The organism is Microbacterium maritypicum MF109 (assembly GCF_000455825.1).
GTDB lineage: Bacteria > Actinomycetota > Actinomycetes > Actinomycetales > Microbacteriaceae > Microbacterium > Microbacterium maritypicum_A.
In genome coordinates, this window is sequence record NZ_ATAO01000135.1 from 1 (window position 1) to 12,276 (window position 12,276).

General features: G+C 67.9%; 8 protein-coding genes. 5 read left to right on the plus strand and 3 right to left on the minus strand.

What is annotated here, in order from left to right; genetic code table 11:
- Nucleotides 1–115: 115 nt before the first annotated feature.
- Together L687_RS28325 and L687_RS28330 are read right to left on the minus strand one after the other, a co-directional pair.
- Nucleotides 116–5,299, minus strand: a complete 5,184-nt coding sequence (locus L687_RS28325; RefSeq protein ID WP_031207008.1) for an endo-alpha-N-acetylgalactosaminidase family protein — start codon at nt 5,297–5,299, stop codon at nt 116–118.
- 229 nt (nt 5,300–5,528) lie between these two features.
- A complete protein-coding gene (locus tag L687_RS28330) occupies nt 5,529–7,394 on the minus strand; it encodes a glycoside hydrolase family 35 protein (protein WP_021199180.1) in 1,866 nt (621 codons plus the stop codon).
- A 94-nt stretch (nt 7,395–7,488) separates the two neighbouring features.
- On the opposite strand from L687_RS28330, the gene L687_RS28335 reads away from it, so the two are divergent.
- The 3 genes from L687_RS28335 (at nt 7,489) to L687_RS28345 (ending at nt 10,568) form a co-directional block, all read left to right on the plus strand.
- Complete coding sequence (locus L687_RS28335) at nt 7,489–8,520, plus strand: LacI family DNA-binding transcriptional regulator (protein WP_021199181.1); 1,032 nt, start codon at nt 7,489–7,491, stop codon at nt 8,518–8,520.
- A 76-nt stretch (nt 8,521–8,596) separates the two neighbouring features.
- Nucleotides 8,597–9,049 (plus strand): PH domain-containing protein, encoded by a 453-nt coding sequence (locus L687_RS28340; RefSeq protein ID WP_021199182.1) that lies wholly within the window; start codon nt 8,597–8,599, stop codon nt 9,047–9,049.
- A gap of 16 nt (nt 9,050–9,065) precedes the next feature.
- Nucleotides 9,066–10,568, plus strand: a complete 1,503-nt coding sequence (locus L687_RS28345; RefSeq protein ID WP_021199183.1) for a PH domain-containing protein — start codon at nt 9,066–9,068, stop codon at nt 10,566–10,568.
- Here the strand turns inward: L687_RS28345 and L687_RS28350 are convergent.
- Entirely contained in the window at nt 10,528–10,998 is a 471-nt protein-coding gene (locus L687_RS28350) for a DUF2231 domain-containing protein (protein WP_373695046.1), read from the minus strand. The two genes, L687_RS28345 and L687_RS28350, sit on opposite strands and share 41 nt — an antisense overlap.
- Nucleotides 10,999–11,068: 70 nt before the next feature.
- Here L687_RS28350 and L687_RS28355 point away from each other — a divergent pair, with 70 nt between their 5' ends.
- Together L687_RS28355 and L687_RS28360 are read left to right on the plus strand one after the other, a co-directional pair.
- Nucleotides 11,069–11,575 (plus strand): sigma-70 family RNA polymerase sigma factor, encoded by a 507-nt coding sequence (locus tag L687_RS28355; protein WP_021199185.1) that lies wholly within the window; start codon nt 11,069–11,071, stop codon nt 11,573–11,575.
- Entirely contained in the window at nt 11,572–12,261 is a 690-nt protein-coding gene (locus L687_RS28360) for an anti-sigma factor family protein (protein ID WP_021199186.1), read from the plus strand. The genes L687_RS28355 and L687_RS28360 overlap by 4 nt, the downstream gene beginning before the upstream one ends.
- Nucleotides 12,262–12,276 lie beyond the last annotated feature (15 nt).

Consider the following 12,276-nt stretch of genomic DNA (forward strand, 5'->3'; position numbering starts at 1 on the left):
TCGGCAGCGTCAGATGTGTATAAGAGACAGGGCGCGGGGCGGGCGGACGCGGGGCGGGGCGCGGTAGAGACGGCGAACGGCCCGGAGGAGCACTCCGGGCCGTTCGGGCGGTGCGTCAGCTCAGTCGGCGTCTCCGCAGCCAGAGGACGAGGCCGAGCGTGATCGCGGCCAGACCGGCGACCGCCGCCCCTGCCCAGATGGCTCCGTCTGCACCGGTCGTCGCGAGGCCACCGGCGCTAGCGGCAGCACCGGCCGTGACCGTGAGGTCCCCGCGCGCCAGCTCCACGCCCTGGGCGTCGGTCGCGACGAGAGCGTGGGCTCCAGCCGGCGTCGCCGCGGGAATCGAGACCGTGGCCACGGCGTCGCCGTCGGCGGACACCGTCACCTCGCCGATCCGCACCGGCTCGGAATGCAGCCACAGCTGCACCACCGCGTCCGGCTCGAACCCGCTCAGCTGCACGGTCAGACTCCCTCCCGCCACCACCGAGCCGATGGAGGCCGTGACGGTCGCCTTCTTCCCCGGCTTCGCCTTCTTGACCTTCAACGGAGCGCTGGCGAGTTCCGCACCGGACGCGTCCTGGACGATCACCCGGTGCTTCCCGAGCGAGGCGTCGGTGGGGATCAGCAGTCTCGTCGACAGCGCGCCCTTCTCATCGACCGTCGCATCCGTCAGCTTCGCGCCGTCGAGCCACACCGACACCGTCGAGCGCGGACCGAAGCCCGTGAGCGCGACACCCACCGTCTCCCCGGCGCGCACCGAGTCGGTGTCGAGACCGATCTTCGGATCGATAGCCGGGTTGCACGCGCTCAGGTCGTCGGCCGGACGCGTCGCGGGCGCATGGCCCGCCTGCGGAGCCGAGGAGCCGTAGACGGCCATCTCGGCCACCGAGGCGAACTGCGTCCCCGAGATCGATGAGGTCGCGGTGACGCGGATGTAGCGGGCTGTGGTCTCGGCGAAGTCCACGTCCTGCCAGTCGGCGAGGTTCTGCCACTCCCCCGACATGACCGGCGTGTACGCCTGCCCGTCCGCGGAGACCGCGACCTCATAGCCCTTGATCGGCCCGTTCTGGTTCGCGTTGCGACGCAGGTACGAGATGCCGTCGATCTTCTCGGCGGCACCGAGATCGAAGGTCATCACGTGCGGATACGAGGTCGCGTCGACGCTCCACCGGCTGTGCCAGAAGGTGCCGGCGTTGCCGTCGATCATGTTGGCGGCGGCGCCGTCTTCACCGGCTGTCTCCTCGGAGCTCGCCGACACCGTGATCTGCGAGTTGGGGATGCGTGCCCGCGAGGACACCGACACCTCCTGCGTCGTGCGGACGGTGCGCACGTCGCAATCCGCGAGGTACGTCGCAGCGATCCCGATTCCGATGCCCGTACCGGCTGCGGCTGCCGGCGCGGTGATCAGCCACGTGGTGTCCACACTGCCCCCGGGAGCGACCGTCTCGAACAGGTTCGATGAGCCGTCGGCGACCTCCACCGCGTACCCCTCCGGCAGCTCGAGCTGCACGCCGATGTTCTCGACGGCGATGGACTCGCTGTTCGTGAAGGTGGTCGTGAACGCGGTCTGCGCACCGGGGCTCAGGACGCCCGCTTCGCCGGACACGGTCGCGCACGGGGTGCCGCCGGTGGTGGGACCGAGGTCGGTGACGGTGAAGTCGTCGAGCACGAAGTCCACTTCCGGCCCTCCCACCCGCTCGAGTCCCACCCAGGTGTAGTCGCCGCATCCGACGACGACGTCCTGCGAGAACTGTGCCGTCTCCAGCGCCTGGGTGATCCCCGTGCGGCTGAGCGTGGTCGACGTGACCTTGCCACCCGCCACGGAGTCGGTCCCGGTGAGCCAGCGATATGCGCCGCTCGCCCCGGCCTGGTAGTCGAAGCCGATCCGGTAGGAGTGCCCTGCCTGCAACGGCACGAGCGTCGGGTCGGTGCGATAGATCAGACCGCTGTACTCCGAGTTCGACATCAGCGAGTGATCCCCCGACAGGGTGGAGTCGACCGCGAGCCCGGCCAGTGCCCCCGAGTCGAACGGGATGGCGGTGTTCCGCCATTCGCTCGTCGTGTAGGGCTCATTGCGGCGCGAGATGCTCGTGCGGATGCCGCCGGGGTCGCCCGCGAAGACGAACGGCCCCCAGCCAGCCTGGTTGCCCTCGAAGTCGTTCGAGTAGACGGTGCCCTCGGCACGAGGCGAAGTCGTATCGCGCATGATGCGCGCGTTGTCGACCCGCACCTTCGGCTCACCCGCCACGGCGGACACGGAGACATCCACCTGACCGGACGCCGGTGCCAGGAAGGAGACCGATCCTCGCTGGTACCCCAACCCGGCCTTCGAGTCCGACACCATGCGGTTCTCCGTCGGGGAGAGGTTCCAGGTGGCCGGAACGACCCCGTTCCCCGTGTCGACCGCCACCGTGACGTCTCTCGTCGCCGTCGGCTCGATCTGCACCTGGGCCGAGAACGAGTACCGCTCTCCCGGCTTCAGGCCGGTGACGGTCTGGGTGATGGACGATGCGGCAGCGCCGAGCACAGCGATGTTGTCGCCGCGGGACTCGGTCTTCGCCGTTCCCTGATCTGTGCGCTCGATCGTCACCTCGCCTCGCGGGTTCCAGACGTCGAGCGAACCGGAGTTGAAACCCGGGTCGTCGAGACCGGCGTCGTGGTAGTCGACGGCTGCGCGCTGCGCCCCGCCCTGCGGCACCACGACATAGGCCGTGCCCTTGTCTCCCGTGAGCGTGAGCTCACCGCCCGTCGCGTTGACCGTGCCGACCTTGACGCGTCCCTGGTCGCCGAGCTCGAAGACGTCGAAGGCCGTGTTGCCGCGGAAGGCGTCGGTGAGACCGAACGTCTTCTCGCCGCCGGATGCGGAGTAGAAGTACATCTTGTCGGCGTCGACGGGCGACCCGGCCTCCTCGTTCGACTCCAGCGACTGCCACGGCAGCAGGTACGAGTCGCCTCGCAGCACCGTCGCCCCGTCCATCGTGACGACCCTGGTGCTTCCGTCCATGCGCACGGCGACGTCATCCGTCAGCGTCGCCTCCGCACCCGCCTCGTACGTGAGCAGATCGAAGTGCTGCAGGAACTTCGTCGGCAGGCTCTGCGTCCAGATGTTGCCCATGAAGCCGTCCCAGTTGCGGTTGCCCTGCCATCCCTCGGCGTCGATCAGCCGCTGCTGGCCCAACAGGGCGTCGTCGTTCCAGATGTCGGCCTGTCCGTTCTGGATGAAGCGCACCATGGTGGAGTTGATGCCCTTGTTGTCCTTGCCGCCGTAGGCGAGGTCGTTCGGCCAGTGCGACCAGACCGTGTTGTCGACGAACTTGTCGCCCCATTCGGTCGCGACTTCGAGGTCCATGCCGTTCAGCTCGTCCGCGAGCTCTTCGGCGACCCAGCCGTTGGAGTAGTAGACGTCGATGTAGACGCCGCTGAGCCCCGGTACCTCGTCACGCAGCTGCTGGAAACGATCGAGCACACGACCGGTGCCGAGGTCTGCCTGCTGGTTGATGTAGTACGACTGGTCGAGCCATGCCCACCCCTTCTTGTACGGGGCGTCGCCGTCGAGGATCGCCGGGTCGAAGGCGTTGGCCTGGGGGTAGATCTCCGTGGCGTTGACGTGCACGCTCATGTCGGCGTTGAGCTTCGCGCCCTCGTCGACGAGGGTGTTCAGGTCGTCGAGACCACCGGCACGCTCATTGTAGTTTCCGCCGTAGTCGGTGTTCGCCGAGTCGTGGCCCTCGCTGCCATAGCCCTTGTTGAGCACCCACTGGCCGAGGCCGTCGGTCTGGTTCGCGATGCGCTTGGTGTTGTCGAGCACGAGGTCGAAGTAGTTCGTCGCACTGGACGCGAAATTGAAGGGGATGCGGCTGACGACACGCTCCGCGACCCGGTCGGCACCGAGACGCGGGGTGTCGACCTCGCGATAGCGGATCGCCGCGTCCTGCCAGTCGACGGTCGCGTCGCCGTTGCGGTCGGCGGCGAGGAGGACGGTGACCTGGGGCAGGGCGTAGGTGGTGACGCGGCTGTCGACGGCGGTGGTGGGGTGAACCAGCCAGGCGCTGGATCCGATCTCGGCCGTGCGCCCCGATGCCTCGGTCACGCGCGTGGTCAGGCGGGTGTTCCAGGAGGCGGTCCCCCCGGAGGCCTGGGTCGTCGCATTGGTGATCACGCTGCCGACCAGCGCTCCGTTGCCGAGGAACGCGAATGCCGCCCCTTTCTGGCCGGTCGCCGTGGATGCGTTCACCGCGATGTGCTCGTCGGCGTTCTTGGTGCTGTCAGGACTGATCACGGTGCGATCCAGCGTCGCCCCGCCGTCCGCAGCGCTCGCGGAGAGGAACGCGTTGTCCGGGACCCCGAGCGTGGTCACGGTCGCCGAGCCTTCGACGGCGGTGACCTCGAACCCGACGGTGCCGTTCTTCGCGACGCGGATGCTGCTGCGCACCGTGACGTCGATGCCGGTGAGCTTCGACACGTAGTCGACTCCGGTCGCGGAGGAGGTCGAGGTGGTCTCCGACGGGTAGCTCGTCCCGTTCACGGACCAGGTCTTCGCGGAGGTGCGCTGCCCGGTGATGCTGTCGTCCCCCACCCGGTACTCGGCGATGCGGGGGAACTCGGTCGAGACGACCGCAGTCGTGCCGCCGTCGGCGATCTCGACCTTCTCGTCGGTGTCGGGGACCTCCGGCTCGGTGACGATGGGAGGCAGCTCCTGGTCCGACAGGATCTCGATCTCACCCCCACCGGCACCATTGTCGGTCATGTCCTGCGCATCGATGATCAGCAGCGCGACGTACCGACCCTCGACCGCGGTGTCGAGCGAGATGCGCTGCTTCTCATTGTTCGACGTCGGCGCGTGCAGGGTCGCCGTCGCGACCGCGGCCCCCCACCCGCCGTCCGCCGGCGAGAGGGTGGCAGCCTGGGCGTCGTCGGTCACGTAGACCTCGACATTCTTCGCGTCGATCCGCTGTCCGAGCTTGCCCGAGTAGTCGAGCGCCTTGACGGAGACGGAGCGCTGGAGGTCGATGGACAGCCAGTGCGGGAACGGCGCCTTCTCCGTGTAGCGCGAGACCCACTGCGTACCGAAATCACCATCGAAGGCGGCGAGCGCCGTGCCGTCGACCGATGGCGGAGCCGGGTAGGGGTCCGATTCGCTCGACACCCCGTGCAGGCGGTAGTCGGTCTTGGGGACGGGGATCAGATCGGCAGCCTGCGCAGCCGGCGCCTGGATGAGCACGCCGCCGAACGCGAGCGCCGTCGCCAGCAGGGAGCTGAGGGCGACGGCCGCGCGGGGCGGTCGGGAAGGTTTCGACACGTCTTGCCTCTCGGTCGGAGCGACGTCCGGGAGCACAGACGCCCCGATGCGTCGCAGATGATCATCGATGACACACCTCGATGTTTGCGCTATCACAATATGCAGACGGAGTCCGGTATATCAAGGCTCCGTTGTAAGCGAGCGCAAACATTGGCCAAAAGTCATCCGCCACAGACGAGAAGAGCCGCCCCGCGCACACGGTGCGAGGCGGCTCTTCTGACGTTCCGGCTCAGGAGCCGATGAACTCCTCGGTCTCTCCGAAGGAGGGCTCCTCACGGATCTCGACCTTCGCTCCAAGGCCATCGGTATCGAGCACCACGATCTCGTTGCGGCCGACCTTCCAGAGCGGTGCCGGCGCGTAGAGCGTCTCCTGCGGCCCGACTTTCCAGTACCGCCCCAGGAGGAACCCGTTCAGCCAGACCATCCCCTTCGATCCCGCGGGGAACGCCAGCCAGGCATCGAGCGGCTCGGCGACGTCGAACGAGGCGACGGCGAGGCCGTCGGAGGCGTTCGCCGGCAAGCCGGAAGCCGCCGAGCGGGGAGTCGCCAAGTGGGTAGTCGCCGAATGCGCGGTCACGGCAGGAGCATCCTGCGGGATGAGGCGATGCGTCCACCCGTTGACGAGCCGGCGGCCGATCATCACGCCGCGCATGATGCCCTTGCCCTCACCCGTGTACGGACCGTAATTGATGCGCCCGAGACTCTCGACCACGATCGTGAGCCGCCCGGCGCCGCCGCCTACGGGCAGGGAGAGCGAGGTATCGCCATCGCGCTCGAGCACGCCGAGCCGCAGCCCGTCGAGGGACACCACGGCACGGTCATGCAGTCCGTCGATCGTGAGCACGGCCTCGGCGGGAAATGACACGTCCGCCTGATACGCGACCAGACCGTCTTCAGCACCGAGCTCTTCGAACGTGCGCGGTCGCGGCGAGACGTCGCCGGTCACGGGGAGAGTCGCGATCAGCTCCCCCAGCGAAGCCCGTGGTTCGAGCGGTGCGGTCGCGGCGCTCTGCCGCTGCGGATCGGCGGGGATCGGAGGGAGCTCACCCGCATGGAACGGCGCGAACATCGACCGCAGCGCATGGAACTTCTCGTTCAGCGTGCCGTCTTCGCCGATCGGTGCATCCGAGTCGTAACTGGTGACCGTCGGCTGCAGCACCTGGTCATGGTTCGCCCCGTTCCAGAGGCCGAAGTTCGTGCCGCCGTGCGCCATGTAGAGGCTCACGGATCCGCCCGCAGCCAGCAACTCCGCGATCGTGCCGCCGGTGCTCGCGGCGGAGCGCACGTGGTGCCGTTCGCCCCAGTGGTCGAACCAGCCGCCCCACAGCTCGCTGCACATGAGCGCATCGCCCTCGCGACGCAGCTCGACCGCCCGCGCGACGCCGGTACCGAAGGTGAAGGTCGCCATCGCACCCGGAACACTGCCGTGCTCGATCATGTCGCCGGTGATGCCGTCGGCGGTCGTGAGCATCTCGACCATCCCGCGGCGACGGAGCCCATCGCGCAGGTGTGCGAGGTAGGCGGAATCGCTGCCGAACGAGCCGTACTCGTTCTCGATCTGGATCGCGACGATCGGTCCGCCGTGCGCCGCCTGCAGAGGGGCGAGGCGGGGGATCAGCGCGTCGTACCACGCGTCGACCGCCGCGAGGAAGTCGGCGTCGCTGGTGCGCAGTGCCGTGACCCGCCCCGACAGCCAGAACGGGATGCCGCCGTTGGACCACTCGGCGCAGATGTAGGGACTGGGCCGGAGGAAGACATCGAGTCCGACGTCTCCGGCGAGGCGGATGAAGCGCTCGATGTCGCGCCACCCGTCGAAGTGCGCATCGCCCTCGACGCGCTCATGGAAGTTCCAGGCGACATACGTGTCGACCGTGTTCGCGCCCATCGCGGCGAGCCGACGGAGGCGGTCCTCCCACTGGTCGGGATGGACGCGGAAGTAGTGGATCGAGCCCGCCAGGATGCGGTGGGCGACGCCGTCGCGGAGAATCTCCCCGTCACGCCAGGTCAAGGTGGGCGCGCCGATCGGCGACGCGGCGGCCGGGGCGTCGACGGCGACGGAAGAGTCGTCGAGAGCCGAGGCGAGAAGGTCAGGCATAGCGCTCCAAGCACGAGTGTTTGCGTTCACATTATCGCATCACACGACTCGCCGCCTCCTGGATTCACGCCGATTGATCGCTACCATTGAGCACATGTCACCTCGTCGCCCGAGAGACGACCGCGCCCCCAGCCAGGTCGATGTCGCCCAGCTCGCCGGAGTCTCCACGCAGACCGTCTCGCGCGTCATGTCCGGGCAGGACAACGTGCGCCCCGACACCGCCAGGCGCGTGCTCGCAGCGGTCGAAGAGCTCGGCTATCGCGTGCACGCCGCCGCCGCATCCCTCGCCTCCGGCCGCACCCGTGTGCTCGGTGTGATCGTCGTCTCGACCGACCGATACTCGTCAGCGGCCCTCGGTGTCGGCATCCAGCAGGCGGCTGCGGCGAACGGATACACCGTCTCGACGGCGGCCGTCGCCGACCATGCGTCGGCCGAGGCGTTCCTGGAGGCCTTCGACCGGCTGGAGCGTCAGGGCGCGGAAGGCATCATCCTCGGGGTGCCGGTCGAGCTCGAGAGTCCGGCCATGCGGGCGCGCACCGAACGCACCCCCGCAACCCGCAGCGAGCGCACCTCTCTCGACGAAGACGCCCCTCTCGCCGTCGACCAGCGCGCGATCGCGCGTCTCGCCGTCGAGCACCTGCTCGATCTCGGGCACAAGACCGTCTGGCACGTCTCCGGCGACGACTACTGGACCGAGACGCAGCAGCGCAGCGAGGCGTGGGAACAGACGCTCCGCGACCGCGGAATCGTTCCCCCGCCGCTGATCCCCGCCGACTGGACGCCCGAGTCGGGCTACCGCGCCGGTCGCACGATCGCGGCCATCCCCGAGGCCACGGCCGTGTTCGTCAGCAGCGACGAGATGGCGTTCGGACTGATCCGCGCGCTGCACGAGGCCGGTCGCAGCGTTCCCGACGACGTCTCGGTGGTGAGCGTCGACGACATCGCCCTCGCCGCCTACGCCTCCCCCGCGCTCACCACGGTCCGCCAACCCTTCGAGGCGATGGGCCGCGCGGCCGCGCTCCGGGTGATCGCTCAGATCGAGGGACACGATGCGGTCGGCGAGATGCCCTCCACCGACCCTCAGCTCATCGTGCGCTCGTCCACCGCGCCGCCGCGCTCCGCGTAGTACCTGGCGCATCCGCGACCTCCTCCCACCCGCCTCATCGCGAGACAGAACTCATCGCGAGACCGAAAGCGAATTGATGCAACTGGCACCGAAGGCCGTGGTCGTCGCCGTTCTGCGGAGCGCAATACCCTGGGCGATACTCCTCATCGCTGCAGTCGGGCTCGTGCTCGGCATCCCTGCGATGCGGATCCCCATCGTCTTCGCGGTCCTCGGACTCGCCGTAGTCGTCGCGCTCATCGAGCTCACCTGGCTGACGCCGGCTGCTGTACGGAGCTTTCGATACTCCGTCTCATCTGACGGGATCCATACCTCGGAGGGCGTCGTCTTCCAGCGAGAGAACTTCTTGCCGATGCAGCAGATCCTGATCGTCGAGCGGCGCCAGGGACCGATCATGCGGTCCGTCGGGCTCGTGAAGGTCCGATTGCGGGTTCCCGGGTCGTACGTCGACATCGACGGTGTCACCGACGACGCCTTCATCGATCTGCAACGCGAAGTCCGATCGGCCCATGCTCCCGATGCTCATGGTTAGAAGGAACAGCCGCGTCATGATCGCGATCGTCGGTGTTCGCGCCCTCCTCGGCGGCATCGTCGGCACCGCAGTCTCCCTTCTCATCAGCGCACTGGTCGGCAAGCCCGTGCCACTCGTGGTGTATCTGATCCTGCTCGTCGGGTTCGTCGTGCGACTCGTCTTCGCGGTTGCCGAGTGGCGGAGCACGACGTATCAGCCCCTCGAATCCGAGCTCACGTACCGGTCAGGTTATGTCAGCTCGAGTTCGCTGCAGGTGCCCTGGTCGAGTGTGCGGGGCGTCTATGTCGAAACCCCCTGGCTTCTGCGCCTGTTCGGGCGATCCGAACTCCGAGTCGCCCACGGTACGGGGCAGGCGAACGACATCCATTTCAGAGCACTCACCCCTGCGGCGATCGCAGAACTCCGCACCCATATCGAAAGCTCCCGCGAGGCGGGCGCCCGCGATGTCGACTTCTTCGACGACACGGAGGAGTTCACGGGCGCCGAGATCTGGCTGTACGCCTTCACGCATTCGCGGTGGTACGTCATCTTCCCCCTCGCCATCGCCGCGATCGGATTGCTCTCGCAGTTCTTGGAACGCGACATCATTCAGACTTCCCTCTTTCTCTGGGAACGACTGATCCGGTTGCCGGTCGCGATGATGGTGGTCGCCCTGGCAGGCACGTGTGCGCTGGCGATCGCGACAGGGGTCATCTCCAGGATGGTGGAGATGTCGAACTTCCGGATCCGGCGGACGGCGGAACTGATCGAGACCCGACAGGGACTGCTGTCGACCAGGACGCGCACGATCGATTGCGCTGACATCACCCTGCTCGATCTGCAGCAGCCCGTTCTGTTTCGTCTGGCTCATCGCAGCATCGTGCGCGTGTCGGGCGGATCGGGTGAGGGAGACCCACAGAACTTCTTGTCTCCTCATGCCACGGCCCGAGAAGCGACTTCAGCGATTCAGAGTGTCTTCCCGAATCATCGGCAGGGCACACTCATCGCGCGGTCGAGGCTCTTCGGCGTGATCGCCATCGGTGCGATCTGGATCGGGGCGATCATCATCGTCCAGTCGTTGATCGGAGCGGCGTGGTCGGTGGTAGCAGGCACAGCTCTGATCATCGTCATCGCGTTGTGGAGCGTGCGCGCACCGTCCCGGTTCTTCCTCTCACCCGACGGGGTCGTGGAGATCCATCGAGGAATCCTGTTCCGTAGGCGGCTTCTCTTCCGAGCTTCTTCGATCCTTCACTACGAATCCGTCGTCAGCCCCGTGGGCCGATGGCTCCCTGCGAACACGATGAAGGTCACCGTTGCCGACAGAGGCACACGAGAGATCTCGATGAGGGCTGTCCCACTGAGAGAGCTACGCGCGTTGGTCCAGGCGCTGACCCAGCTGAAGAGCGTGGGGACATATCGATACAGCCGGATTCCCGACGTGACCGAAGACACGACAGACGACGTCACCGCCGCCCCTCCGACGTCGACAGAAGCTGTTCTCACCCGCCCCACACCGCCCGGGCGCCGGCCTCGCCGATGAGCACGACCATGACCGTGCTCCCTGCGCCGCTCACCACGGCCAATGCGGCCAGAATCATGCGCGCTGTCCTGCGAGGCCCCTCGGTGAAGCGGTACCAGCACCACTGCACCGCGGCGACGACGAACATCGCCAGCGCCCATGGCCACAGGAGCCCGCCGAGAGCCGCATGATGGACGACGGCCGGCACCGGTCCCACCTGCTGCGCCAACGCCTCACCCGCGAGCATCGTGATGGGCACGAGCACCAGCACGGCCAGCGCGGCGATCGGTGTGACGACGCCGAGCCTCTTGCGCGCGGCGGGCAGGAAGGCGCCGAGGATCAGTGCCAGCGCCGTGAGCGGCACGAGGATGACCACCGCGTGGACGATGAGCGGATGCAGCGGGAGGCCGTCGATCTCGAAGAGGTCCATACTCAGGACACGGGATGACATCGCGCGAGGTTCAGATGAACTTCTCGCCCGGCTGTCTCGTGTCTTCGGAGAGGACCGAAGGAGGTGGCGGATGCCGAAGGATGATGCGGCGCGTCTCGGCGCGCTCTACGACGCGCATGCGGCACCGATCTGGCGCTATGTCGTGCACCTCACCGGGGATCGAGCGGGTGCCGACGACGTGGTCCAGGAGACGCTGCTGCGCGCCTGGCGCACTCCGCGGATCCTCGCCGACGATCCGGAATCGACACGATCCTGGATGTACACGGTCGCCCGACACCTGGTCGTGGACGAGGTGCGCAGCGCCCACCACCGCCGGGAGATCACGACGGATGAACCCCCGGACTCCGCCATGCGAGACGCGACAGACGCCATCTTCGATGCGATCCTCATCGAAGAGGCGCTCTCGGCCCTCTCCGAGGCGCATCGCGAGGTCGTGATCCGCGCGTACTACCGAGGGCTCACCGTGTCGGAGATCTCCGACGAGCTGACGATCCCGGAGGGAACCGTGAAGTCGAGGCTGCACTACGGCCTGCGCGCGCTGCGTCTCGGGCTGCAGGAGAAGGGAGTGACGCGATGAACGCCGACCACGGGCGCTATGCCGACGGGGATGCCGCCTACGTACTCGGAGCTCTCAGCGCCGCCGATCGCGCCGAATACGAGGCGCACCTCTCGCAGTGCGCCGAGTGCCGCGCGGCCATCGCCGAGATCACGCCGATCCCCGGCCTGCTCTCCCGGGTACCCCCCGAGCGGGCGGAATCGCTGCTGCAGGCAGCGGGTGTCGAGACTCCGGCCCCGGAGCACCGCGCGCGCGTGCTGTCCCTGGCCACCGAGCGCGCCCGACGCCGTCGCCGTGCGCGGATCGTCGGCATCGCCGCAGCCGCCGCGATCGTGGTGGCCACCGTGGCGGTGCCCGTGATCTCTACTCTGCGTCCACCGTCGACCACGATCGCGCTCGAGCAGCTTCGAGACGCGCCGCTGACCGCATCCGTCAGCCTCACCGATGTCGCCTGGGGAACCCGACTCGACATGATCTGCGACTATGGCAGCGAAGGCGACGCGCCCGCGGATGGATGGGCCTACGCGCTGGTGGTGGTGAGCGACGACGGCACCGAGAGCGTGCTGTCGACCTGGCGCGCGCACCCCGGAACCACGGCGCGCCTGAGCGCCGGCACCGAACTCCCGGCGTCCGACATCGCCGCCGTCGAGATCCGTGCCGTCGACTCCGGAACCGTGCTGATGCGATCGGCGCTCGACGGACCCTGAACCTTTCCCCGTCGC